Here is a 23,847-nt window from a genome sequence, read left to right on the forward strand (position 1 = left end):
CTGTCCTTGGGCGGCAACGCTATCGCACCTGTGGCTCGGTTTCAATTTTCTCAGACGCCAGCGTAGATCGCGACAACCTTCGCAACGGCTGCCTCTGGCGCCAACTCCTCGCTCTCGCCAGTCCGACGATTGGTCAGCTCCACGACACCGTTTTTCAGCCCGCGCGGCCCGACTGTGATCCGCCACGGCAGACCGATCAGGTCCATCGTCGCGAATTTGCCGCCCGCGCGTTCGTTGCGGTCATCATAGAGCGGCTCAAGCCCGGCTTTGGTCAGTTGATCATAGAGGCCTTCACAGGCTGCATCCGCCGCCTCATCGCCCTGCTTCAGGTTCACGATCCCGCAGTGGAACGGCGTCACGCCTTCCGGCCAGATGATGCCGTTGTCATCATGGTTGGCTTCGATGATAGCCCCCAACAGGCGGCTCACGCCAATCCCGTGCGACCCCATATGGACCGGCACCTGATTGCCATCGGCGTCCTGCACGGTTGCGCCCATGGCTTCGGAATACTTGGTGCCGAAATAGAAAATCTGGCCAACCTCAATCCCGCGCGCCACGCGCTGGCGGTCCTCGGGGACGTCTGCCCAAACGGTCTCATCATGAGTTTCGTCCGTGCGTGCGTATTTTGACGTGAACTCTTCCAGCACCCCGGCGCATTGCTCGACATTATCGTAATCAATGTCGCGATCGCCAAAGGTCAGGTCCGTAACGGCGCTGTCATAGAACACTTCGGATTCACCGGTTTCGGCCAGAACAAGGAACTCGTGCGTGTAGTCGCCGCCAATCGGCCCGCCATCAGCACGCATCGGAATGGCCTGCAGGCCCATGCGTTCATAGCTGCGCAGGTAGCTGACCAGATGCCGGTTATAGGCATGCAGCGCGTCGTCCTTGCTCAGGTCAAAGTTATAACCGTCCTTCATGTAGAATTCGCGCCCGCGCATCACGCCAAAGCGTGGACGGCGCTCATCCCGGAACTTCCACTGGATGTGATAGAGCGTCAGTGGCAGGTCCTTGTAGGACCGCACATAGGACCGGAAGATATCCGTGATCAGCTCTTCGTTGGTTGGACCATAGAGCATATCGCGGTCGTGGCGATCTTTGATGCGCAGCATCTCTTCGCCGTAGTCGTCATAGCGCCCGCTCTCGCGCCACAAATCCGCGCTTTGTAGCGTCGGCATCAGCATCGGAATGTGCCCGGCGCGCTCTTGCTCTTCGTGCACGATCTGCTCGATCCGCTTCAGCACCTTAAAGCCCAGCGGCAACCACGAATAAATCCCCGCGCTCGCTTGCTTGATCATACCCGCCCGCAACATCAGGCGGTGCGACACGATCTGCGCCTCGGCGGGCGTCTCTTTCAGAACAGGAAGGAAATAACGGGACAGGCGCATATCAGGCTCCGACTTGCTGCTCTGTTCGCTTAGGCGATGGGCGCGGCAGCCTCAAGCCCGAGTTGCGCTTGGCCCGATTAAGGCGGATCGCCATTGCGCGCCGTCGTATTGAGAATTGGATCAAATATTTCATCGCTCTGACCTGAGGTCACGCCTTTTCACGGCAGTGTGATGCCAGTGAACCAGGCCGGACCCCGCGGCGTAATCCGTGCACATGATCCGACAGGACGCACCCTTCGGGCATTGGATAAAAGCGGGAGACACCCATGAAGACTGCACTGAAAACTGCTGTAGCCGCAGCCACCCTTGCCATCGCCGCCACCACGGCAAGCGCGAATACCATCGTCGACATCGCAGCAGCCGATGAACGCTTCTCGACGCTTGTCGCCGCCGTCAGCGCCGCAGGTCTGGCAGAAACGCTCTCGGGTCCCGGCCCCTTCACTGTCTACGCTCCGGTCAATGACGCCTTTGCAGCCCTGCCAGAAGGCACCGTGGACACTCTGCTTCAGCCAGAAAACCAAGATCAGCTTGTCGCGGTCCTGACCTACCATGTTGATGACCGCAAACTGCTGGCCAACCAGTTTGCCGAAGGCGCGAACTACTACAAGCCAGTCAACACAGCCGAACGCCTGTGCATCGACGCGACCTCTGCTGGCGTGTCCATCGCGGACGGTACTGGTGAAGAAGCCAACGTCATCATCGCCAATATCGAGGCTGACAACGGCGTCATTCACGTCATCGATAAAGTGCTGCTGCCCGGTACCCGCCCTGCCTGCCACTAAGGCGTAGCCATATCGTTGATTGCGGGTCAGGCAGTGTTGCCTGGCCCCTTTTTTATGTCCGGCACGCAGGCCGCGCCATCACGTCAAAGACCGAACTCGGGGGCGTTTGCCCGTCCATTGTCATCACAGCCCGTCTCAGCCGCTCGGCGTCTACTTCGCCCAAAATAGGACTTGCGAGGCGCAGGAATTTTTCTTCAACCTCGCCCATCGTCAGCGGAGCCTCCGGATCACCTTTGGCTTCTGTCACCTCAGACGTCACAACCGCACCTGACGACAAATTCAAATGAACGACAGCAAACCGCCTTGCCGGGAAAGCTGCATCAAACTCGGGCTTTGCCTCGGCTGTCACGTGGCGCGCGAAACGAATAATGCTGGGATCACCAAACCCCTCTGGCCCAATCTCGGCGACACCAATTGTCCCCCGTCGAACCGCCGCTGCAACTGAAAACGGCAGCGAATACTGAGCCTCTTCCGTTGTATTCGGGATGGCCGTGAGGCACGCGGCCTCGTGAAAGGTTTCGACATGCGCAGCCGCCACGTCATCCGGGTTTAGGGTGTGGCGTGCAACCAACCCCAACGCGGCTTCGACCGCTGGCTGCGCCCAACGGCAGACTGGGTAAAGCTTGATGTACTGCTCCGAGATGTACCACCGAGTGCCCAAGTCACTCCAAACCTCGGCCAAATCAGCCTGTTCTATCGTCAGGGCGGGTGCGCCGGTGAACCCGTCACGCGCCAAATAGGCGGCAGATACTCCGGCCATCGCGCCCCAACCTGACCCGTCTTTGACCATCGTCGGGTGCGCGATGCAGCGCATCATTTGGGATCGGGGGCCGTGATATTCTGCGATGCCCAGCGCCTCGCGCGTCTGCTTGGCATTCAGCCCCAAGGCACGGGCCGCAATCGCCGCGCAGGCCAATGCGATCCACGCGCCAGATGTGTGGTAGTCGGAGACCGAGCCATGCAGTGCAATGCCTGCGCGCGTGCCAATCTCGTACCCGATCGCTATCCGCGTCAAAACCTCGTCGGCGGCACATCCCTTGGACACCGCCAGCGTTGCCGCGACAACTCCGCAGCCCACATGCCCTTTGGTGGGCTTGGACCCGTCATGAGCATCAAGCGCATCCGTCGTCATGGCATTCGCCAAGGCCGCGCCAGCAGGCGACACGCGCCGACCATCTTGCCAAAGCACGGCAGCGTCCGCCGTCCCGGCACCAAATTGCGCCACCGCATGTCCACGAATGATCCGCGACAACTCGGTTTCTGAGGCGGCCACTGCAACACCCAAGGTATCCAGCAACCCGCGGCGCGCATCGGCAACAGCTTTTTCGGGCAGGTCGCCGATCTGCGTGTTCAGGATGAAGTGAATTGGATCAGGCATCAATTTCCCCTGTGATGCGTTTATCTTCGACGATTGCGATCCGGAATTGCTGCGCCGCGCGCGACATGCCCGGCGACCGTCAACGACACTGCCATAGCCCGCCCGCATCCCGACCAGACAACCACCGTGCCTGAGATCCAAGGGAACCAAGCCACGTATTAAAGTGTTTTGACCTTGAACCTTTGCCCTGAAAGCCCGACCTTACACGGCAACTGAAATCGGAGCAGTCATGGGCCTTCCTACCCGCACGCAGGCAACATACTGGGGCATCGCTGGCCTGATCTTGGCGCTTGCCCTTTGGTATCTTGGGGCGGTCATTATGCCGTTCATCGTCGGCGCGGCGATTGCCTATTTCCTTGATCCCGTTGCAGACAGGCTTGAAGCGCTCGGCGCGTCACGCGTAATGGCCACGGTTATCATCTCGGTCGTCGCGGTCTTTATCTTCATCCTCGCGGCGTTGCTTGTGATCCCGTCACTTGTCCAACAGGCTCTCAGCCTTTTTGACGCCGCGCCCCAGATTTTCACAAACCTGCGCGACTTTCTGATCGACCGCTATCCAGAGCTGATGGTGGAAGACAGCGTGATCCGGCAATCATTGGCAACCGTTGGCACCACCATCCAGAACCGGGGCGGCGAATTGGTCAATACTCTGCTTAGTTCGGCAGCCGGCGTCCTGAACATCGTCCTGCTTTTTGTGATCGTTCCCGTGGTCGCGTTCTATCTATTGCTCGACTGGGACCGGATGGTCGCCGAAATCGACAGGCTTGTTCCGCGTGATCACCTTGATACGGTGCGCAACATCGCGCGCGATGTCGACAGTGTGCTAGCCGGGTTTGTCCGTGGCATGGGCACCGTTTGCCTGATCCTCGGAACATACTACGCCGTCGCTTTGATGGTGGTGGGCCTGCAGTTCGGGCTTGTTGTCGGGTTTATTGCCGGTCTTGTGACCTTTATTCCCTACCTCGGTGCGATCATTGGCGGATTGCTGGCCATTGGGCTCGCGCTGTTTCAATTCTGGGGGCCGCTTGAGGTCGACGGTGAGATGATCCGTCAGGGCACAGACTGGGTCCGCATTGGCATTGTCGCCGCGATCTTCGTGATCGGCCAGATGGTCGAAGGCAACATCCTGACGCCCAAACTTGTCGGCAACTCGGTCGGCCTGCACCCTGTGTGGCTGCTCTTGGCGCTATCCGTGTTCGGGGCGTTGTTCGGGTTTGTCGGCCTTCTGGTTGCGGTTCCAGTGGCGGCCGCCCTAGGTGTGCTTGCCCGCTTCTTCGTGAACGAGTATCAAAAAGGCCGGCTCTACAAGGGCCTGTCTCACGGACAGTCGAACTCCGACGCCGATTAATCGATACATGACCAACCAAATCCCTCTGCCGCTGGACAGCGCGACGTCCTATGATCGCAGCCAGTTCTTGCCCACTGCGAGCCATGCAGCAGTGCTGGGTATGTTGGCCGCACCCGCATCATGGCCGCAGTCCAAGCTGGTCATCTCAGGCCCGGCATCCAGCGGTAAAACCCATCTCAGCCACATGCATGCCGAAGCACATGATGTCGACCTTCTGACTCCCTGTAGCAGTCCCACCTCTGGCCACAGCATGGCCATCGTTGATGATGCCGACCGAGTGGCTGGAAACGCCGAAGCAGAGGAATGGCTGTTTCACCTGCACAACAACACGCTTGGCTCTGGCGGGCACCTGTTGATGACGGCGGAATCTGCGCCTTCGCGTTGGGGCATCCACCTGCCCGATCTGGCAAGCCGGATGCAGGCCACCCACATTGCCCAGATCGCAGCCCCGGACGAACCATTGTTAGAGGCTCTGCTGCTCAAGCACTTCTCTGACCGTCAGGTCATTCCCAAGCCGGGGGTGACAGCCTATCTTACTAAACACATGGACCGCTCCTTTGCCGCTGCGGCAACGATCGTAGCCCGGATGGAGGCGATCTCGCGCGCGGAAAAGGTGCCTGCAAACCTGACACTGGCCAAGCGTGCGCTCGCTGCCGTGGCGGAAGAGACGCAGGACAGCGATACGCAGTCATAATTCTGTGGCATGGTGCTGTCTTTCTGCGCCCTGCCCATTTCCGGAACGACCTAAAACGATGAACCCAGCAGATTTTCTGACCGCCGATATTCCCGATCCCGTTGCGATCGACGCAGACCTGACCGGACCCAACCGGTTCTTTAACCGCGAGCTTTCATGGCTGGGCTTCAATTGGAGGGTTCTGGAAGAGGCGGAAAATCCCCGCGTGCCGCTCCTCGAACGGCTCCGCTTCTTGTCGATCTCGGCAGGCAACCTTGATGAATTCTATACGGTCCGCGTCGCAGGGCTGCGCGAACTGGCTCGCGCGGGCAACACGACACCCGCCGCTGACGGCCTCAGCCCTGCAGAGCAACTTGTCCTGATCGACGAAAACGCGCGGCGTCTGATGGCACGCCAAAACGAAGCGCTCTCGGCCCTGCGCGCCGAGATGGAGAAGGAAGGGCTGCACATCCTCGATCGGAAAGGTGTGCAAAAGGACGATCTCGCATGGCTGCGCGACACCTTCCTGCGGCAAGTCTTTCCGGTTCTATCCCCCTTGGCAATCGACCCGGCCCACCCATTCCCCTTCCTGCCAAACGAAGGGCTCGCGCTGGCCCTGAAGCTTGAACGCAAATCCGACAAGACGCCTTTGACGGCGCTCTTGCCGATCCCGGCGCAGCTTCCGCGCTTTTTGCGCCTGCCATCTGAAAAATCCGAATTGCGCGCCCTGCCACTGGAAGAAGCGGTGATCCTTCAGATCGACAGCCTTTTTCCCGGGTACTCTCTGAAATCAGACTGCACCTTCCGCATCCTGCGCGACAGCGATCTTGAGGTCGAAGAGGAATCCGAAGATCTCGTGCGTGAGTTCGAGACCGCCCTAAAACGCCGACGCCGCGGCGAAGTCGTGCGCATGAAAATCTCTGCCGGTGCATCAAAGACACTGCGCACGATGATCATGGAGGAACTCAAGGTCACGGAAGAAGAGGTCGTCGACATGGACGGCCTGATCGGTATGGCAAATTTGGGCGAGCTTGTGGGCGATTACCGCCCTGACCTGCTCTGGCCCAGCTTTACACCGCGTGTGCCTGAACGGGTGCTGGATCACGATGGCGATATGTTCGCCGCCATGCGCACCAAGGACATGCTGCTGCACCATCCGTATGAAACCTTTGACATGGTGGTTCGCTTTCTTCAGCAGGCGGCGCGCGATCCCAATGTCGTGGCGATCAAGCAGACGCTTTACCGGACATCTACCGACAGCCCCATCGTCGCAGCGCTTTGCGAGGCAGCAGAGGACGGCAAGTCCGTCACCGCATTGGTCGAACTCAAGGCCCGCTTTGACGAAGCCGCCAACATCCGCCAATCCCGCCGTCTGGAACGTGCGGGCGCGACGGTTGTCTACGGCTTTATGCAACTGAAAACCCACGCGAAAATCAGCACGGTCGTACGGCGCGAGGGATCCGACCTCGTAACCTACACCCACTACGGCACCGGCAATTACCACCCGAACACGGCACGCATTTACACGGACCTAAGCCTGTTCACATGTGACGCCAAATTGGGGCGCGACGCGGCCAAAGTGTTTAACTACCTCTCGGGCTACGCCGAACCGGCCGCGTTGGAAAACCTCGCCCTTTCGCCGACGACTCTGAAACCACGTTTGCTGGAAAACATCGCCGCCGAAATCGAATTCGCCAAGGCCGGCAAACCAGCGCAGATTTGGGCCAAGATGAATTCGCTCATCGAGCCACAGGTCATCGACGCCCTGTACGAAGCCAGCCAAGCAGGCGTGAAAATCGACCTTGTCGTGCGCGGCATTTGTGGTTTGCGGCCGGGCATCAAGGGGCTGTCGGAAAACATTCGCGTCAAATCGGTTGTGGGTCGCTTCCTCGAACATTCACGCATCGTCTGTTTCGGAAACGGTCACGGGCTGCCGTCAAAAAAGGCCAAGGTTTACATGTCCTCTGCGGACTGGATGGGCCGCAACCTGAACCGTCGTGTCGAGACCCTCGTGGAAATCACCAACGGAACGGTCAAGGCGCAGATCGTGAGCCAAATCATGGCCGCAAACCTTGCCGATGTTGCTCAATCCTGGATCATGGCTCCGGATGGCTCTTTCGAACGTGCCAAGGTGGGCGAAGGTTTCAACTTCAATTGCCACCGCTTTTTCATGGAAAACCCATCCCTGTCGGGCCGTGGATCAGCCGGGGCCTCTGATGTGCCGATCCTGACCCACACAGAGGACTAAGTGCCCGATTGACCGAATCCTTTCGGGCGCGCACAACTCGAAACATGGACGGGGACTTGCCTGCAAATAATGATTGGGACCCTTTCGGGCGTCCGCTTTTTGATGATGTCTCAACGCGGGCATTGCACCGCGTTGGCGTGATTGACGTCGGCTCCAACTCGGTCCGCTTTGTGATCTTTGACGGCGCAGCCCGAAGCCCCGCCTATTTCTTCAACGAAAAAGTCATGTGTGGGCTGGGGACCGGCTTGGGCGAAACCGGCCACCTGCACCCAGAAGGACGCGTGCGCGCCGTTGCCGCGCTGGCCCGGTTTGCAGCAATCGCCAAGACAGCCAAAATTCAGGACCTGAGTATCGTGGCCACCGCCGCCGTCAGGGACGCATCCGACGGTGCTGCATTTAGGGATGAAATCAAAGAGGTCACCGGCCTCGACATCTGGGTCATCGACGGTCGCGAAGAGGCCCGGCTTTCAGCGCAAGGCGTGTTGCTTGGCTGGCCAGGGGCCTACGGGTTGGTCTGCGATATCGGCGGCTCGTCCCTTGAACTGGCTGAAATCAATGGCGGCCGCGTCGGCAAGCGGTCGACCTCGCCTCTTGGTCCGCTCAAGCTCGCATCGTTTGAATCCCGCGAGGATCGCAAGGATGAAATCGACCTTCACCTCGCACGGATGATGGAGGAACTCGGGCCGCAAAAGGACCGGCTTTTCCTTGTCGGCGGGTCATGGCGCGCCATCGCACGCATCGACATGGAACGACGCGGGTATCCGCTCCATGTCTTGCACGAATACCGCATGACGGATGACGATGTTCAGGCCGTTGCCGAGTACATCGCTAACGCAGATATTGAGGCGCTTCGCCAAACCTGCGGGATCTCGTCGGCGCGGATGTCCCTTGTGCCACTGGCTTCCGAAGTGCTCGCGCGGCTGATGAAACACATCAAGCCTTACGACATCGCCGTCTCAGCTTATGGCATCCGCGAAGGGCTCCTGTACGAGCAAATGCCCCAGCGCCTGCGCGACCGCGATCCGTTGGTCGAAGCCTGCCGTTTTGCCGAGAAAAAAGATGCTCGCCTCCCCGGATTTGGCAAGCGCCTCTATGAGTTCGTGATGCCACTGTTTCCGCACGCCGATGCCGACCGGCGTCGCATTATAAAAGCAGCCTGCTTACTGCATGACGTGACGTGGCGCGCGCATCCCGACTACCGGGCCGAGGTGTGTTTCGACAACGCAACGCGCGCCAATTTAGGTGGTCTTGGCCACGCGGACCGCGTGTTCCTCGCTCTGGCTCTGATGCACCGCTACCGCAACAAGCGGGAGGGCAGCCGCATTGAACCCATGCTGAGCCTTCTAAGCGACGATGACCTGCACGCGGCAGAGGTGCTCGGCAAAGCGATGCGTTTCGGCGCGATGCTGTGGAACGATGGTGAGACCGAGGCAGCGACGCTGTCTTGGGACGCGGCGACCACGACATTGGGCCTGACGCTGACCAAACAATCCCAACCGCTCTATGGCGAGGTCGCGCAGGCACGTTTTGCGTCACTGGCAGGGGCTCTCAACGCAGAAACTGACATTACTGTTGCCTAGATTTCGACCGGGCCTTCAATCTCTGGCGCGTCCGGCTTGCGGCGAATGATGATATCTCCGTTCGGCAACATCACCGGCGGCTCATAATTCGACAGATCGTCAATCCGCTCCATCAGATCGGCAAAGGCTGGACCCATCTGGTCCATCATCTGTGCAAGCCCCGGCCCCATGCTTTCTGCCAGATTTTGCATCTCGTCCAGCGCAGGCTCCATTTCATCAAGAAGCCCTTCAAAAAACATCTGCGCCCCCCGCTCCATAAGTGAGAGACCAGAGTCTTCTTCGGACATCCCCGCCGTTGGCAGCACAAGCGCAGCAATCAGAACAAACCGTTTCATGCGTAAAATATAGGTCAATCCGCTGCGGATTTCACCTCGATCGGCAAATCAACCGAGACCGGGAAATGATCCGAAGCAGTCAACAGGGCCTCTCGCACCTCTGCATTGCGAAAGCAGGCTGGGTGATCGAACGGATGCCATATCGTCCACTTCGCCCCCGCTCGCAGCCGGTCTGAGACCATCACATAATCCAGAAGCGCCTGCAAATACCGCTCTTCATTCGACAACCAAAATCGCGCCGTTGTCGGCATCGAAAACCGTGCCGTCAGCGCCTTGGCTGCATGCGGATCAAACAGCGCAACGGGGTCTTCCCCGAGCACGATCTCAACCCCTGACCGACCAAATAGCTTTTCGTATTCGTCCAGACCCGGACCATCGTTGAAATCGCCAAGAACGATGACGTCCTCACCATCCGCCAACAAGTCATCCACCCTGCGACGCAACCAGATACACTGCGCCAATTGCTTGCGCCGGTTTGCAATCGAGATGCGCATCACCTCTTCGCGTGTCCGCGCGCCATGCGGAGCCTTGGACTTCGCATGCACGCCGATCATGCGCAGCGTTCGCTCGCCGACCTTTACAGACAATTCGAGCGGCGGTTTCGACCAAACAATCGGATCCCCCACGGCGTCAACATCCACATCCAGCGACAGTTGCTGATCAAAGCGTGGTGCGTTGGTGCTGGCCTGCGGGTCATGGCGCGGCGTCATCTTGGCCGGGTCATAAAGCAGCGCGATTTCTTGCTGCGTGTCATTCGAAAACCCGATCATCGCCTCGCTGGTGCGCAACCCATAGGTCTCTGCAAACCGCTCCAACGCGGGAACCGTCTTTCGCTTGCGGCCATGATCCGGAGCTTCGATAACCATCACTGCATCGGCATCCATGGCTTGAAACACCCGCGCCACAGCATCTGCCTGCGCCGCGCGTGTCACGCCATGGCGACCCGACCGTTCGTCGTCCAACAGCAGATTGCCATCATCATCAAACAAGGCGTCAAACCATTCGACGTTGTAGGTGGCAATCCGGATCATGTGACCTCTAATGCGGCTTCATGGAAATCTCGTCCCATGCCTGATTGATGGCAATCATCCGTTTTTCGGCGATCTTGACCGCCTCCTCCGGCACGCCCCGCGCGATCAGGCGATCTGGGTGCGTCTCGCGCACCAGCGCCCGCCATGCTGCGCGGGCTTCGTCATAGCTGGCATCCGGAGCGATCCCCAAAACATCATGCGGGTCCGGCACGGCATCGGGCACAAATCGCGCGCGCATTCCCCGAAACTCACGTTCATTCAGGCCAAAGATGTCAGCGACCTGATGCAGAAAGTCATCTTCTTTCGGGTGGTATTCACCATCGGCCATCGCGATGTGAAACAACCCCTCCATGAGGTCGTAGAGTGCCTGCATCTCATCGCCGAACATCACCTTGATGCGGGTGGCGTAGGTGTCAAAGCCCGCCACATCCTGCCGCGCGAGGTTGAACACCTTGGCCGCGCCCGCCTCTTCCGCGCGCGGAATGTGGAACACTTCGCGAAACGCTGTGACCTCATCCTTGGTCACATGCCCGTCCGCCTTGGCCATCTTCGCGCCGAGCGCAATCACCGCGATTGCAAAACCCACGGTCCGCTCAGGCGGCGTGCGCAGCTTGTCAAAAACGGCACCTAACCCTTCCCCTTGGGTAAGGGCAGACAAGGCGTCAGCGATGCGGGACCAAATCGACATGGGCGATACGTTAGCGGGAACAGCTGCGGGTGTCAGGACAGGATTTTCTGCGCAAGCACAAGGTCAATGTATTGTCCATTCTTGTAGCCGACCTCAGACAGGCGCCCCATCACCTCAAACCCCATTTTTTCATGGAACGCGATCCCCCCCGGATTGGCCGCGCTCATCCCTGAGATCAGCACATGATGGCCCTCCGCGCGGGCGTGATCCTCAATCGCATGCATCAGCGCGCGCCCCGCACCGCGTCCCTGCGCCTCGGGTGCCAGATAAATCGAATGCTCAATCGTGCGTGCATATCCCGGACCACTCCTAAACGGGAAATAGCAGGCAAACCCCACAACCGCGCCATCCACTTCGGTCACGTAGATCGGATCAATGTCGCGCAGGCCCGCGACCGTCTTTTCAGCGGTCGTAAAGGTCTGAAGCGTGTTGCGAATGACATCGTTCCAGATGTCCGCAACAGAAGTGAGGTCTGCCTCGCCAGCCAGCCGGACAATCATGGCAATACCACCGCACCGTCCGGCCCAGCCAAAGTCACCCGCAAACCCGCGTCGCCGGTCGAAAACCGAACCCGCTCATCTTCAAAATCATTGAAGAGGCTGGCCAGCGCATCTGCCTGCGGGTGCGACACCACCAATTCCGTCAACCGATGGCCCTGATCCTGCAAGGCCGGCATCGGCGGCGGCGTATCCCACTGGATCAACGCGGGCGCGCAGTTGTCGAACGGCAAGACACCGCTTTCCGGCACCGCCATTCGCCACCGCAACGCGCCGCGAGAAAGCTCATGGATCACACCAAAGCTCGCGCCCAATTGGGTAACAGCCGCCTCCAGATCATCGGTCCGCAGCACCCAGTTCTGCATCCGCGTCGGGCCCGCGAAACGGTCCATGTCATACCAGCGGGTCTTTCCCAGCGGCGGCGCGTCCGGATTAACGGCAATCAGTTCCAGATAGTCTTTGGGGCCTAGAGACAGCAGCCGGTTATGCGTGCCGAAATCCACATGCACCCCGCCGGGCAGCCACGGCAGATCAATATCCGCCACGCCCTGCGCCAAGTCTGTCGTAGCCAACACGATGTGGTCCAACTCAAACTGCATCCGCCCCTCCGCGTTTTGCGCATCAAAGGACAAACACCGCAGAGCCACAAGGCCCGGCAACGTATCATTGGGACAGGTGGGCGGGCCCAGCGATCATCAAATGGCATCGTCAGATGGCGGGGTCGCCCTGGCACCTACCCCCGCGTTTCGCGAATAATCCGCAGAATGTCTTGGGCGGCCTCTGGAATATTGGTCCCGGGGCCAAAGATCGCCTTCACGCCCGCGTTTTTCAGGAACTCATAATCCTGCTGAGGAATGACACCGCCGCAGATCACGATGATGTCCTCAGCATCCGCCGCCTTCAGCGCCTCGATCAGCTTCGGCGCAAGCGTCTTATGACCTGCCGCCTGCGAGGAAATGCCCACGACATGCACGTCGTTGTCAATCGCATCCTGCGCCGCCTCTTCCGGCGTCTGGAACAGCGGGCCTACATCGACGTCAAAGCCAATATCCGCAAAGGCTGTCGCGATGACCTTGGCCCCCCGGTCATGCCCGTCCTGCCCCATCTTCACGACCAGCATCCGGGGACGACGCCCCTCTTCCTGGGCAAACACATCCACAGCCTTTTGAATGGCCGCGAACCCTTCGTCGCCCTCATAAGCCGCGCCATAGACACCCGCGAGCGTCTTCACTTCCGCCCGGTGGCGTCCAAATGTTCCTTCCATAGCGAGCGAAATCTCCCCAACGGTCGCGCGTGCGCGCGCAGCCTCGACTGCAGCGGCAAGCAAATTGCCGCCCTCTTCGGCCACGCGGCCCAGTTCCAATAATGCGGCGTCACAGGCCGCCTGATCGCGGGTCGCCTTGATCTTCTCAAGCTTGGCGACCTGCTGTTCACGAACGGCGACGTTGTCGACATCCAGAATGTCGATCTCGTCTTCCTTCTCCAGCCGGTACTTGTTCACACCGACGACAACTTCGTCGCCCCGGTCGACCATGGCCTGGCGGCGCGCCGCGCTTTCTTCGATCTTCAGCTTGGGCAGGCCAGAGGCCACGGCCTTGGTCATGCCGCCCATCTCTTCGACCTCTTCGATCAGCTTCCACGCCTCGTTGGCGAGTTCCTCGGTCAGGGCCTCGACATAGTACGAGCCCGCAAGCGGATCGACGACGTTGGTCACGCCCGTCTCTTCTTGCAGGATCAATTGCGTGTTCCGCGCAATCCGCGCCGAGAACTCGGTCGGCAGCGCAATCGCCTCGTCAAACGAGTTGGTGTGCAGCGACTGCGTGCCACCCAGAACCGCGCTCATCGCCTCGAACGCCGTGCGCACAATGTTGTTATAGGGGTCCTGCTCCTGCAGGCTCACGCCTGACGTCTGGCAGTGGGTGCGCAGCATCAGCGACTTGGGGTTCTTCGGCTCAAACTCTGACATGATCCGGTGCCACAGCATCCGCGCCGCGCGCAGCTTGGCGGCCTCCATGAAAAAGTTCATGCCAATGGCGAAGAAGAAACTCAGACGCCCGGCGAACTTATCCACGTCCATGCCTGCAGCCAATGCCGTGCGAACGTACTCGCGCCCGTCGGCCAAGGTGTAAGCAAGCTCTTGCACAAGGTTCGCGCCAGCTTCCTGCATGTGGTAGCCGCTGATCGAGATGCTGTTGAACTTTGGCATCTCGTTCGACGTGTACTCAATAATATCCGCGATGATCCGCATCGATGGCTCTGGCGGATAGATATACGTGTTCCGCACCATGAATTCTTTGAGAATGTCGTTTTGGATCGTTCCAGAAAGGGCCGCACGATCCACTCCCTGTTCCTCACCAGCCACGATAAAGGATGCAAGCACAGGAATAACTGCGCCGTTCATCGTCATGGAAACACTGATTTTTTCCAGCGGAATGCCGTCAAACAGCGTCTTCATGTCTTCGACGCTGTCAATCGCCACGCCCGCTTTGCCCACATCGCCGACAACGCGCGGGTGATCACTGTCATAGCCTCGGTGCGTCGCCAGATCGAAGGCAACGGAAACACCCTGCTGACCAGCAGCCAGAGCCTTGCGGTAAAACGCGTTGGACTCTTCGGCCGTTGAAAACCCTGCATATTGCCGGATCGTCCACGGACGGCCCGCATACATCGTTGCCTTCACACCACGCGTGAAGGGCCCCTCGCCTGGGATACCGCGATCAAGCCCCGCCACGTCGTCCTCGGTGTAAAGAGGTTTGACCTTGATGCCTTCCAGCGTGTCCCACGTCAGATCGTCCAACGGGCGTCCACGAAGCTCCTTCTCGGCAATCGCTTTCCAGCTGTCATATTTCTCTGTCATATTGCGGTCCTTTCGGCTGGCTGCCCCAACGGAACAGCGCTCATCCGGGCACAAACCCGTGACAATTCAAAAAGAAGACGGTCCCAATCCTTCGCCCCGTGCGAATTCGCGCTTATATGGTGTGGCGAAAGGAAGTGGTCCGTGAAAACACATCTGATTGCAGCATTGGCCGCCGTATTGGCCACCGCAGCCCCAAGTCTCGTTTCGGCGCAAGAGGCCGTCGTCAGCCCGGTGGTTGGTACCGCCGACACGCCTGAGGTGCCGCTTGATCCCGTCGCCGCATGGGAGGCTGACCGTACTGTCATACTCGCCGCGCCGGACGTTGATCTCGACGACTTCAAATGGCGTGCGCGTCCCATCATCATCTTTGCCGACAGCCCGCTTGACCCGGCCTTCCAGACACAAATGGAATACTTTGGCGAAGAGATGGACGAGGTCACAGATCGTGACATCGTATTGATCACGGACACTGACCCAGACGCGTTGTCAGACCTGCGGCGCGCATTGCGCCCACGCGGCTTCATGATGGTGCTGATCGGAAAGGATGGCGGCGTCAAACTTCGCAAGCCTTTCCCTTGGGACATGCGCGAAATCGGCCGCACCATCGACAAGATGCCCATCCGCCAGCGCGAGATACAGGAGCGCCGCGGCGCACGCTGATAGGTCGCACGCCTCATACGGCACCTGCCTGTGCCGGTGTCTCCGCCGGGGCCAACCACCGGACACCATCTTCTGGTCGCTGCAAGACCTCAATATCGCGGGCATAAGCCGCGTCGAGAGCTTCGATGTCTTCGGGCGTGAACAAGGTCACATCCGAGCCACGCGACGCGGCGGTGTTGACCTGCTTTTTGTTGACCTCAAGTCCCTTGCGCGGGGCGCCGGACAGCGTCGCAACAATCCGTTCGCTCACGTCGTTCAGGCATTCCTGCTGCCATAGGACCAGATTGCTGTCCGGGAAACTGCGCCGCACGCTGGCCACCACGGCGGGCCAGCCGTGAACCATCCTGAGCGCATCTTCGCGCAGCTTGGCCGGATCAGGAACCTCGCGCCCGCCACCGTGAATGTAGTTATAGCTCGACGTCCACCACGACGCATAGCTGCGCAGCCCAAGACCAATCATCGAAGGACGCTGCGGAAAGACCTGTGCATAGGCCGCCAGCCGCGCCTCTATGGTGGGATAGATCACGCCTTCGCGCATATTGCGCTCCATCGTGCCGATCATGTTTTCCTCCGACACGATGATCGTCTTAGTGCCCTTGCCCTCTTGCTCTTCAAACCAACGGGTGATGTTGCGGCGGACCTTCGTATGGCGGTTCACCGCCTTTACGGTCGTGGCCTGTCCGGCTTCGTTGCATTGCTCTGTGACGCGCGGAAACTCCTGCATCTGACGCAGGCGGTGCGGCCCCCAATACGCGCATTTGGCGGCGGCGTTTTTGTGTGCCGCCGTCCAAAGCGCGCCCTGGATCAGGGTCGAGCCTGTGCGATGTGCGCCGATATGCAGGACAAACCGCAAGGCGTGGCCTTATTCGAATTCCATGATCACATCATCAACGGCCAAGCTGTCGCCAGCACCTGCGTTGATCTTGGTAACCGTGGCCTTCTTTTCGGCGCGCAGGATGTTTTCCATCTTCATGGCTTCCACCGTGCAAAGCGCTTGCCCTTCCTGCACCTCGTCGCCGACTTCGACATCGACCTTTACAATCAGGCCCGGCATCGGACACAGCAGCATCTTCGACGTATCCGGCGGCAGTTTCTCAGGCATCAGCTTGGCCAATTCCGCCTGCCGTGGGCTACGCACATGGACCTTCAGATCCGCTCCGCGGAACCGAATGTTGAACCCACCTGTGATTTTGCGAACCTTAAGCGCGATCTCCGCACCGTCCACGCTGACACGTGCCAGCGTTTGCCCCGGGGTCCAGTCGCTCTCGACACGCATCACAGACCCATCATCAAAGCTTACATCCGCACCGCTTTGATCGGCCGCGACCGCGACGGCGAACTCCTCACCTTGCAGGGTCGCAACCCAGTTATTCCCAACGCGACGCGTGTGGTTGTCCATGCGACCCGTCACACGCGTGCGGCGAATTTCAGCCACGCGATGCATTGCCACACAGGCCGCCGCGATCTGGCGCAGCTGACCATCATCCAGCGTCACACCTTCAAAGCCATCTGGATACTCTTCCTCGATGAAGGCCGTGGTCATGTTGCCGCTGGTGAATTTCTCATGATCCATCACCGCCGCCACAAACGGCAAGTTATGACCGATGCCTTCGACCTCGAACCCGTCCAGAGCATTGCGCATCGCCTCAATCGCTGCCGGACGGTCCGCACCCCATGTGCAGAGTTTCGCGATCATCGGGTCATAATACATGCTGATCTCGCCGCCCTCATAGACGCCGGTATCGTTGCGCACCGCGGTTTCGCCCTCAGGCGCGTCGCCGTGCCAAGTCCCGGCCTCCGCCATCGGTCCAGCAGCCACTTCGATCGGGGGCCGATACTGGGTCAGACGGCCAATCGACGGCAGGAAACCACGATAAGGATCTTCGGCATAGAGGCGGTTTTCAATCGCCCAGCCCGTCAGCGTCACGTCATCTTGCGTCATTGTCAGCGGCTCACCGTTGGCAACACGGATCATCTGTTCGACCAGATCAACACCGGTGATCAGTTCGGTCACAGGGTGTTCCACCTGCAGACGGGTGTTCATCTCAAGGAAATAGAAATTCCGCTCACCGTCCACGATGAATTCCACTGTCCCGGCAGAGGCATAGCCCACCGCCTTGGCCAGTGCGACGGATTGCTCGCCCATCGCCTTGCGGGTGGCTTCATCCAGAAACGGAGACGGTGCCTCTTCAACAACCTTTTGGTTCCGTCGCTGGATCGAACATTCGCGTTCGCCAAGGTAGATGCAGTTGCCGTGTTGGTCCGCCAGCACCTGAATTTCGATGTGGCGCGGCTGAGTGACGAATTTCTCGATGAAAATCCGATCATCGCCAAAGCTGTTGGCAGCCTCGTTCTTGGACGACTGGAAGCCCTCGCGCGCTTCGTCATCGTTCCAGGCGATCCGCATGCCTTTACCGCCGCCCCCGGCAGAGGCCTTGATCATCACCGGATAGCCGATCTCGTTCGAAATCTTGACCGCTTCCTCGGCATCCTCGATCAGGCCCATGTAGCCTGGTACCGTCGACACCCCGGCCTCCTGCGCGATCTTCTTCGAGGTGATCTTGTCACCCATGCTCTCAATCGCGCCCGCTGGTGGCCCGATAAAGGCCACGTCAGCGGCCTCCAAAGCCTCGGCAAAAAGCTTGTTTTCCGACAGGAACCCATAGCCTGGATGCACGGCCTGCGCGCCCGATTGCTTGATCGCATCCATGATCTTGTCGATCACGATGTAGGACTGGTTGGCAGGCGGCGGCCCGATATGGATCGCCTCATCCGCCATCTGCACATGCAGCGCCTGCGCATCGGCATCCGAATAGACGGCCACCGTCTTGATGCCCATCTTACGCGCGGTCTTGATAACGCGGCAGGCAATCTCGCCACGGTTGGCGATCAGGATCTTGTCAAACATTTGGATGCGGTCCTTTCCGTCGAACGACAAAACCCCCACAGGCGTTCAGCCTGCAGGGGTTCTGAAGAAGTGTAGATTGTCCGGTCTGATCAACCGAACCTGTGTCAGATTTAGTTACAGATGCCTGCGTCGTCGCAGAACACGCCGGCCACACCACCAAGGATGGCGCCGGTCGTGCCGTCATTGCCTGTCGCGTCCGCAACGACCGCACCAGCCGCCGCACCAGCGACGCCGCGTTCCAGATCGTTGTCGAGGCAGCCCGCAAGGGTGACGACAGCAGCAAAGGCAGCAATGAATTTAAGGGCCTGCATAGATTATCTCCTTCATTAGGCGTCAAAATCACGCCACAGACAGTGTAACCTTTGACCAACGCCGGGTTAAGCGCAAAGTTCCCGGCCTCTATCCAGAGCGTTGGGCGATAGTTTGCCGAGCCCATCACCAATCCGCCTCTTCAAAGACTTTTGGGAAACTGGCCCGCGCCCGCGCCTCGTCGATCTTCATCAGTGCGTCATAGCTCTCGGGATCAAACGGATCCTCAGCGGCGATCACCTCGCGCCCAAAGAGCCAGCTCAGACGCCCGGCATCCAGATTGCCCCGTACAAACGGCTCGTCGCCAAACTGCGCCCAAAGCGCGGCCATAAACCCTTCATCCGCCCGGCGGTCCGCTGGACGACGATCCGCGTAGCGCTCGCGCTGAATGATCTTGGTCGGCGTACCCTTGGCGGGACGGCGGATCAGGAACTGATAATCGGTGCCCGGAAGGCGGCCTGGGAAACCGCGATGTTTCTCCATCACACGACCCTCCGGTTGGGGCGGTGATTAGGGGTCGGGACAGGCGTGACCGCCTGCCCCGGGGATGTCTTACTTGTATTTGCCGGTGAAGGTCGGCTCAACGCTGATCGGCGCTGGATCGACGACGACAAATTCTTCGACAGCTGCGTCGTTGGTTTGACGCGCGCATGCCGCTGCGAGGGCAACGAGGCCCAGCATGACGGTAACTTTGATGCTCTTAGACATGGATGTCTCCTGCTTCTGTCCACACGACCGCAGGCGTCTAAGCGCCTTTCTGGCCGTTCATACGAGGTAACGGTCACTTGGGGGTAACCTGTGGCCAGAATAGGGCAAATTGAGGCAAAATTGTATCCGTTGCAGGGCGCTTTCGGGGCCTGTGACGGGAAAGCCGCAAAAAGTTGTCCACATGAGAAGTCAGCCGCAACATATTGTGGAGTCATTAAAAACCCTCCCAGATGCAGGCGCCGTTTTCAATACGAAATGCTTCGAAAAACTGGGTCGCGTCAGGCGTTGGCACGCCAAACTCCGATTCACGGTCCGACAGGCTGATTACAATCTGGACGGGTAAGTCCTCTGCATCCAGTCCCGGCAATACGTAGACTTCGCACAGATGCACAAAGTCGTCGGCGACCTCGGCATAGCCAACGTCACCACCGCGCGCGATGGCGGGCATGACAAAGCGATATCGGGCCCAAAGCGCTCCATCCGCCTGTTCTTCGTAGAAGCTCTCTTGGAACGTCAGCTCTTGCCCCGACGGCACATCAAACGCCGTCGCAGGTGCAGCCATAACCATCAGCGATGTCAGGGTAAGTGTGCAGCCCCGACCCCCGATCTCTCGGGTCCTCCCGGTCAGGGCTGCAAGACCCGCGGTCAATGTGCGGGTAATCCGGTGGGTCCTCATGTCTGCATCCCCCGGCTGCTGCCTTTGGATGCCCAGTTGACCCAGCGGCGACGATTATCCGTATTGCCCAAAAGATCAACGATATTATCGCTAACATGTCGCAGGCTTGGGCGGTTTTTTGAAAATTCTCCGCCCGCGCGGACCGTCAGCCCTGATGGACATGTCATAGTACATACCACTGGACGAAATCCGCGCAGCCCTTGCAGCCTGCGCCACAGGTCCTGCCGAATCTGTAAAGCCAGGCGTAGAGGGTCGCATTCCGGAAACTGCGCCTCCGCGCTCACATCAAAGCGCGGGTTCGGTCCCCGGCTGATCGTGACGCTGCCTGCGTCCCGCGTGATATGCCACCGCTTCAACTTCACGGACGCTTCGCCACGCAGTCAATCTCAACCAGCGCACCAACGGCCAGAGCCGTCACCCCAATTGTCGTCCGTGCTGGCCGCCGGTCGGCCGGAAAGAAACTCTGATAGGTCTCATTGAATGCCGCATAATCGCGTTCGAACTCGGTCAGATAACACCGACACTGCAGCACATGGGACAGATCCAGCCCGACGCCCTGGAGCACGATCTCCAAATTCTCCATCACCTGCCGCGTCTGCGCCTCGATCCCCTCCGGCAACGCCGCATCCGGGGCCTCAGGGTCGGTCGGCATTTGGCCGGTCAAGATCACCCAGCCATCGGTTTCAACGGCGTGCGAGAACGGGGCCACCGGGCGTGGGCCGCCGGAAATCATGTGAAACTGTGGATCAGCCATAGGTCTTCATCTTTCCCAAAAAACTCTGGGGGAGTCCGAAGGACGGGGGCAAAGCCCCCATCAGAGATCAGAGCGGAATGTTATCGTGCTTCTTCCACGGCATTTTCGCCTGCTTCGTCCGAAGCGACGCAAAGGCCCGGCACACCCGGCGGCGTGTCGATTGCGGCATGATCACCTCGTCGATGAAGCCACGCTCTGCGGCCACGAACGGGTTTGCGAACCGGTCTTCGTAGTCCGCCGTGTGCTGCGCGATTTTTTCTTCGTCACCAAGGTCGGCACGGTGGATGATCTCAGTAGCCCCCTTCGCACCCATGACGGCAATCTCTGAGGTCGGCCATGCGTAGTTGAAGTCACCGCGCAGGTGCTTCGATGACATCACCACATAGGCTCCGCCATAGGCCTTGCGCGTGATCACGGTCACCTTCGGCACCGTCGCTTCGCCATAGGCATAGAGCAGCTTCGCACCGTGTTTGATGATCCCGTCATATTCCTGGCTCTTCCCGGGCAGGAAGCCAGGCACGTCGACCAGCGTCAGGATCGGAATATCAAACGCATCGCAGAAGCGCACAAAGCGCGCGGCCTTGCGGGCCGAGTCGATGTCCAGACAACCCGCCAGAACCATCGGCTGGTTGGCGACCACACCCACAGTGGACCCTTCCATACGAATGAAACCGGTAATCATGTTCTTGGCGAAATCCTCTTGGATCTCGTAGAAATCCCCCTCATCCGCGACCTTCAGGATCAGTTCCTTCATGTCGTAGGGCGTGTTCGGGTTCGCAGGCACCAGCGTATCAAGGCTGCTGTCCACGCGGGCCGGATCATCAAAGAACGGACGCGTCGGCGCCTTCTGCTGGTTGTTCGACGGCAGGAAGTCCACCAGACGCCGCACCTCTGCCAGCGCTTCGACATCGTTTTCAAACGCGCCATCAGCGACCGAGGATTTCTTGGTATGGGTCGACGCCCCGCCCAGTTCTTCGGCCGTCACGACCTCATTCGTCACCGTTTTCACCACGTCGGGGCCGGTGACAAACATGTAAGAGCTGTCTTTGACCATGAAGATGAAGTCGGTCATCGCAGGCGAATACACAGCGCCGCCCGCACATGGCCCCATGATCACGCTGATCTGCGGCACGACACCAGAGGCGACGATGTTGCGTTGGAAAACCTCGCCATAGCCAGCAAGGCTGTCGACGCCCTCCTGAATCCGGGCACCACCTGAATCGTTCAGGCCAATCACAGGCGCGCCGTTCTGTACGGCCATATCCATGATTTTGCAGATTTTTTGCGCATGGGTGGCCGACACCGACCCACCCAGAACGGTGAAGTCCTGGCTGAATACATAAACCATACGCCCATTGATCGTGCCCCAACCGGTCACGACACCGTCGCCCGCCGGACGGTTCTTTTCCATCCCGAAATCCGTGCTGCGGTGCGCCACAAACATGTCGAACTCTTCAAAGCTGCCTTCGTCCAGCAAGAGCTCAATGCGTTCGCGTGCGGTCAACTTGCCCTTGGCGTGCTGCGATGCAATCCGGCGCTCTCCGCCACCCATGCGGGCAGCGTTGCGACGGTCTTCAAGTTCGTTCAGGATATCTTTCATGGGCACCTCTCTTGACCGCGCACCCTAAAGGAGTGCTGCACTGCGGAAAAGAAATATCCAGCGAATTTGCAAACTATTTGCCGAGCGAGTTGGAATATTTGCAAATCTGCGAATTGTACCGATGCCATCGACACTTGCGCGCCACAGGCCTAGGTCCGGATCATGACAACCGCCAGCCGCCCCGTTTACCTCAACCGCAACAGCCATCCGCATATTTCCACGCTGATTGCGTTGGCGGCTGTGTCGTCGCTGGCTCTGAACATGTTTCTGCCGTCACTGCCGAATATGACGACCTTTTTCCAAACGGACTATGGCGTCATGCAATTGTCCGTTGGCCTGTTTCTGATGATGAACGGGCTTTTGCAAATCGTCGTTGGCCCACTCTCGGATCGGTTTGGCCGTCGCCCGGTCATCTTGGGCGGCGTCATCATCTTTGCCATCGCATCTGTCGGCTGCGCGCTGGCAAGATCCATCGAAGTCTTCTTGGCCTTCCGGATGCTGCAATCGGTGATCTCGGTCGGGCTTGTCCTGGGTCGCGCAGCCATTCGCGACATGGTGGGTCAACTGCAAGCTGCCTCCATGATTGGCTACGTGACCATGGCCATGTCAGTGATTCCCATGATTGCGCCTGCCATCGGGGGCGAACTGGACACAGCCTTCAATTGGCAGGCGACGTTCTGGGTCATGGCCGGATTGGCCACCATCGTCGGCATCATCACGTGGTTCGATTTCGGAGAAACCTCCACCACCCAATCGGCAAGCTTCGCCGCCCAGTTCAAGCAATACCCCGAATTGTTCACCTCGCGCCGGTTCTGGGGCTACACATTTGCTATGATGTTTGGCGCAGGCACCTTCTTTGCCTTCCTCGGCGGCGGACCTTTTGTCGGAAGCGAGGTCTTCGGCCTCACCCCTGACGTCTTCGGCTATTATTTCGGCGCACCCGCCGTTGGGTATTTTGTCGGCAACTATATCTCTGGTCGCTTTTCCGAACGCGTCGGCGTGAACACGATGATCCTGATCGGCGCGGCAGTGATGGCTACGGGCCTCTCTGCGTCGCTCATCCTCTTCGTGACCGGCACACCCACGCCGCTCAGCTTCTTTGGGTTCATGTGTTTTGTGGGCCTCGGCAATGGCATGGTCCTGCCTAATGCCATGGCAGGACTTTTGTCCGTGAAACCCCATCTCGCGGGCAGCGCATCTGGTGTTGCAGGTGCCTTCATGACCGTGGGCGGCGCGGCACTCTCTGCCCTCGCTGGCGCGCTGCTCGGCCCCGGCACCGGTGCTTTCCCCCTGCTCGCACTTATGGTCGCGAGCGCGATCCTTTCGCTCTTGATGATCGTCTACGTCATCCGGCGTGAGGCACAGGTCACTGGATAGATTTGCAAACCCGCTGTAGGAAAGCGGCCAAGGTTTGCAAACTCAGGACG

At 59.4% G+C, this 23,847-nt stretch carries 23 protein-coding genes; 7 read left to right on the forward strand and 16 right to left on the reverse strand.

Annotation, left to right across the window (positions count from 1 at the left end; all coding sequences use genetic code 11):
- Positions 1 to 50 precede the first annotated feature (50 nt).
- Positions 51 to 1,388: a proline--tRNA ligase gene (proS, locus tag FE702_RS07345; RefSeq protein ID WP_147125598.1), complete on the reverse strand. Its 1,338-nt coding sequence runs from the start codon at positions 1,386 to 1,388 to the stop codon at positions 51 to 53.
- Between the two features lie 266 nt (positions 1,389 to 1,654).
- Here proS and FE702_RS07350 point away from each other — a divergent pair, with 266 nt between their 5' ends.
- Positions 1,655 to 2,170, forward strand: a complete 516-nt coding sequence (locus FE702_RS07350) for a fasciclin domain-containing protein (protein WP_147125599.1) — start codon at positions 1,655 to 1,657, stop codon at positions 2,168 to 2,170.
- Positions 2,171 to 2,222: 52 nt separating this feature from the next.
- Here the strand turns inward: FE702_RS07350 and FE702_RS07355 are convergent, their stop codons facing one another.
- The gene (locus FE702_RS07355) at positions 2,223 to 3,548 is read right to left on the reverse strand and encodes an MmgE/PrpD family protein (protein WP_147125600.1); all 1,326 of its coding nucleotides are present in this window, start codon (positions 3,546 to 3,548) and stop codon (positions 2,223 to 2,225) included.
- Positions 3,549 to 3,777: 229 nt separating this feature from the next.
- Here FE702_RS07355 and FE702_RS07360 point away from each other — a divergent pair, with 229 nt between their 5' ends.
- From FE702_RS07360 to FE702_RS07375, 4 genes are read left to right on the forward strand one after another with little or no spacing between them, the layout of a single operon-like run.
- Positions 3,778 to 4,896 (forward strand): AI-2E family transporter, encoded by a 1,119-nt coding sequence (locus FE702_RS07360; RefSeq protein ID WP_147125601.1) that lies wholly within the window; start codon positions 3,778 to 3,780, stop codon positions 4,894 to 4,896.
- A gap of 7 nt (positions 4,897 to 4,903) precedes the next feature.
- Positions 4,904 to 5,590: a P-loop NTPase family protein gene (locus FE702_RS07365; protein WP_147125602.1), complete on the forward strand. Its 687-nt coding sequence runs from the start codon at positions 4,904 to 4,906 to the stop codon at positions 5,588 to 5,590.
- Positions 5,591 to 5,648: 58 nt separating this feature from the next.
- Positions 5,649 to 7,817 carry an RNA degradosome polyphosphate kinase gene (locus FE702_RS07370; RefSeq protein ID WP_147125603.1) on the forward strand — a complete coding sequence of 723 codons (2,169 nt, stop codon included), beginning with the start codon at positions 5,649 to 5,651 and terminating at the stop codon, positions 7,815 to 7,817.
- A gap of 44 nt (positions 7,818 to 7,861) precedes the next feature.
- Positions 7,862 to 9,397 (forward strand): Ppx/GppA family phosphatase, encoded by a 1,536-nt coding sequence (locus tag FE702_RS07375; RefSeq protein WP_147125604.1) that lies wholly within the window; start codon positions 7,862 to 7,864, stop codon positions 9,395 to 9,397.
- Here the strand turns inward: FE702_RS07375 and FE702_RS07380 are convergent.
- From FE702_RS07380 to scpA, 6 genes are all read right to left on the reverse strand, one after another.
- Complete coding sequence (locus FE702_RS07380; protein ID WP_147125605.1) at positions 9,394 to 9,732, reverse strand: hypothetical protein; 339 nt, start codon at positions 9,730 to 9,732, stop codon at positions 9,394 to 9,396. The two genes, FE702_RS07375 and FE702_RS07380, sit on opposite strands and share 4 nt — an antisense overlap.
- 14 nt (positions 9,733 to 9,746) lie before the next feature.
- Positions 9,747 to 10,763, reverse strand: coding sequence for an endonuclease/exonuclease/phosphatase family protein (locus FE702_RS07385; RefSeq protein ID WP_186827017.1), 1,017 nt, complete (start codon positions 10,761 to 10,763; stop codon positions 9,747 to 9,749).
- 7 nt (positions 10,764 to 10,770) lie between these two features.
- Positions 10,771 to 11,451: a molecular chaperone DjiA gene (locus FE702_RS07390; RefSeq protein WP_147125606.1), complete on the reverse strand. Its 681-nt coding sequence runs from the start codon at positions 11,449 to 11,451 to the stop codon at positions 10,771 to 10,773.
- A 32-nt stretch (positions 11,452 to 11,483) separates the two neighbouring features.
- Positions 11,484 to 11,951: a GNAT family N-acetyltransferase gene (locus FE702_RS07395; RefSeq protein WP_147125607.1), complete on the reverse strand. Its 468-nt coding sequence runs from the start codon at positions 11,949 to 11,951 to the stop codon at positions 11,484 to 11,486.
- Positions 11,948 to 12,547: a VOC family protein gene (locus FE702_RS07400; RefSeq protein ID WP_147125608.1), complete on the reverse strand. Its 600-nt coding sequence runs from the start codon at positions 12,545 to 12,547 to the stop codon at positions 11,948 to 11,950. Before FE702_RS07400 ends, FE702_RS07395 begins: the two co-directional genes overlap by 4 nt.
- Positions 12,548 to 12,681: 134 nt before the next feature.
- The gene (gene scpA, locus FE702_RS07405; RefSeq protein ID WP_147125609.1) at positions 12,682 to 14,805 is read right to left on the reverse strand and encodes a methylmalonyl-CoA mutase; all 2,124 of its coding nucleotides are present in this window, start codon (positions 14,803 to 14,805) and stop codon (positions 12,682 to 12,684) included.
- Between the two features lie 141 nt (positions 14,806 to 14,946).
- Between scpA and FE702_RS07410 the strand changes: the two genes are divergently transcribed.
- On the forward strand, positions 14,947 to 15,465 hold the full coding sequence (locus FE702_RS07410; protein ID WP_255449619.1) for a DUF4174 domain-containing protein: 519 nt from the start codon (positions 14,947 to 14,949) through the stop codon (positions 15,463 to 15,465).
- Between the two features lie 13 nt (positions 15,466 to 15,478).
- Here FE702_RS07410 and FE702_RS07415 read toward each other — a convergent pair whose 3' ends face one another.
- The 8 genes from FE702_RS07415 to FE702_RS07450 all read right to left on the reverse strand — a co-directional run bounded on the left by FE702_RS07415 (position 15,479) and on the right by FE702_RS07450 (position 22,420).
- Positions 15,479 to 16,318, reverse strand: a complete 840-nt coding sequence (locus FE702_RS07415) for a hypothetical protein (protein WP_147125610.1) — start codon at positions 16,316 to 16,318, stop codon at positions 15,479 to 15,481.
- Positions 16,319 to 16,327: 9 nt separating this feature from the next.
- Positions 16,328 to 18,373, reverse strand: a complete 2,046-nt coding sequence (locus FE702_RS07420; RefSeq protein ID WP_147125611.1) for an acetyl-CoA carboxylase biotin carboxylase subunit — start codon at positions 18,371 to 18,373, stop codon at positions 16,328 to 16,330.
- A 110-nt stretch (positions 18,374 to 18,483) separates the two neighbouring features.
- Entirely contained in the window at positions 18,484 to 18,684 is a 201-nt protein-coding gene (locus tag FE702_RS07425; protein WP_147125612.1) for a hypothetical protein, read from the reverse strand.
- A gap of 124 nt (positions 18,685 to 18,808) precedes the next feature.
- Positions 18,809 to 19,165 (reverse strand): hypothetical protein, encoded by a 357-nt coding sequence (locus FE702_RS07430; protein WP_147125613.1) that lies wholly within the window; start codon positions 19,163 to 19,165, stop codon positions 18,809 to 18,811.
- Between the two features lie 69 nt (positions 19,166 to 19,234).
- The gene (locus FE702_RS18585; protein WP_186827018.1) at positions 19,235 to 19,390 is read right to left on the reverse strand and encodes a hypothetical protein; all 156 of its coding nucleotides are present in this window, start codon (positions 19,388 to 19,390) and stop codon (positions 19,235 to 19,237) included.
- Positions 19,391 to 19,604: 214 nt separating this feature from the next.
- Complete coding sequence (locus FE702_RS07435) at positions 19,605 to 19,952, reverse strand: DUF6497 family protein (protein WP_147126162.1); 348 nt, start codon at positions 19,950 to 19,952, stop codon at positions 19,605 to 19,607.
- Between the two features lie 472 nt (positions 19,953 to 20,424).
- Positions 20,425 to 20,820 carry a RidA family protein gene (locus FE702_RS07445; RefSeq protein WP_222611792.1) on the reverse strand — a complete coding sequence of 132 codons (396 nt, stop codon included), beginning with the start codon at positions 20,818 to 20,820 and terminating at the stop codon, positions 20,425 to 20,427.
- A 67-nt stretch (positions 20,821 to 20,887) separates the two neighbouring features.
- Positions 20,888 to 22,420 (reverse strand): acyl-CoA carboxylase subunit beta, encoded by a 1,533-nt coding sequence (locus tag FE702_RS07450; RefSeq protein ID WP_147125615.1) that lies wholly within the window; start codon positions 22,418 to 22,420, stop codon positions 20,888 to 20,890.
- A gap of 162 nt (positions 22,421 to 22,582) precedes the next feature.
- Here FE702_RS07450 and FE702_RS07455 point away from each other — a divergent pair, with 162 nt between their 5' ends.
- A complete protein-coding gene (locus FE702_RS07455; protein ID WP_147125616.1) occupies positions 22,583 to 23,797 on the forward strand; it encodes a multidrug effflux MFS transporter in 1,215 nt (404 codons plus the stop codon).
- Positions 23,798 to 23,847 lie beyond the last annotated feature (50 nt).

Origin of the sequence: Shimia ponticola (genome assembly GCF_007995215.1) — a bacterium.
GTDB lineage: Bacteria > Pseudomonadota > Alphaproteobacteria > Rhodobacterales > Rhodobacteraceae > Shimia_B > Shimia_B ponticola.

Excerpts from the sequence above, each read along its gene's own strand:
- FE702_RS07435 (WP_147126162.1), bottom strand. The coding sequence starts at position 19,952 with ATGGCTGCACCTGCGACGGCGTTTGATGTGCCGTCGGGGCAAGAGCTG.
- FE702_RS07385 (WP_186827017.1), bottom strand. The coding sequence starts at position 10,763 with ATGATCCGGATTGCCACCTACAACGTCGAATGGTTTGACGCCTTGTTT.
- FE702_RS07420 (WP_147125611.1), bottom strand. The coding sequence starts at position 18,373 with ATGTTTGACAAGATCCTGATCGCCAACCGTGGCGAGATTGCCTGCCGC.
- scpA (WP_147125609.1), bottom strand. The coding sequence starts at position 14,805 with ATGACAGAGAAATATGACAGCTGGAAAGCGATTGCCGAGAAGGAGCTT.
- FE702_RS07360 (WP_147125601.1), top strand. The coding sequence starts at position 3,778 with ATGGGCCTTCCTACCCGCACGCAGGCAACATACTGGGGCATCGCTGGC.
- FE702_RS07365 (WP_147125602.1), top strand. The coding sequence starts at position 4,904 with ATGACCAACCAAATCCCTCTGCCGCTGGACAGCGCGACGTCCTATGAT.
- FE702_RS07430 (WP_147125613.1), bottom strand. The coding sequence starts at position 19,165 with ATGGAGAAACATCGCGGTTTCCCAGGCCGCCTTCCGGGCACCGATTAT.
- FE702_RS07350 (WP_147125599.1), top strand. The coding sequence starts at position 1,655 with ATGAAGACTGCACTGAAAACTGCTGTAGCCGCAGCCACCCTTGCCATC.
- FE702_RS07375 (WP_147125604.1), top strand. The coding sequence starts at position 7,862 with ATGGACGGGGACTTGCCTGCAAATAATGATTGGGACCCTTTCGGGCGT.
- FE702_RS07400 (WP_147125608.1), bottom strand. The coding sequence starts at position 12,547 with ATGCAGTTTGAGTTGGACCACATCGTGTTGGCTACGACAGACTTGGCG.
- FE702_RS07355 (WP_147125600.1), bottom strand. The coding sequence starts at position 3,548 with ATGCCTGATCCAATTCACTTCATCCTGAACACGCAGATCGGCGACCTG.
- proS (WP_147125598.1), bottom strand. The coding sequence starts at position 1,388 with ATGCGCCTGTCCCGTTATTTCCTTCCTGTTCTGAAAGAGACGCCCGCC.
- FE702_RS07450 (WP_147125615.1), bottom strand. The coding sequence starts at position 22,420 with ATGAAAGATATCCTGAACGAACTTGAAGACCGTCGCAACGCTGCCCGC.
- FE702_RS07445 (WP_222611792.1), bottom strand. The coding sequence starts at position 20,820 with ATGGCTGATCCACAGTTTCACATGATTTCCGGCGGCCCACGCCCGGTG.
- FE702_RS07390 (WP_147125606.1), bottom strand. The coding sequence starts at position 11,451 with ATGTCGATTTGGTCCCGCATCGCTGACGCCTTGTCTGCCCTTACCCAA.
- FE702_RS07395 (WP_147125607.1), bottom strand. The coding sequence starts at position 11,951 with ATGATTGTCCGGCTGGCTGGCGAGGCAGACCTCACTTCTGTTGCGGAC.
- FE702_RS07425 (WP_147125612.1), bottom strand. The coding sequence starts at position 18,684 with ATGCAGGCCCTTAAATTCATTGCTGCCTTTGCTGCTGTCGTCACCCTT.
- FE702_RS18585 (WP_186827018.1), bottom strand. The coding sequence starts at position 19,390 with ATGTCTAAGAGCATCAAAGTTACCGTCATGCTGGGCCTCGTTGCCCTC.
- FE702_RS07380 (WP_147125605.1), bottom strand. The coding sequence starts at position 9,732 with ATGAAACGGTTTGTTCTGATTGCTGCGCTTGTGCTGCCAACGGCGGGG.
- FE702_RS07455 (WP_147125616.1), top strand. The coding sequence starts at position 22,583 with ATGACAACCGCCAGCCGCCCCGTTTACCTCAACCGCAACAGCCATCCG.
- FE702_RS07370 (WP_147125603.1), top strand. The coding sequence starts at position 5,649 with ATGAACCCAGCAGATTTTCTGACCGCCGATATTCCCGATCCCGTTGCG.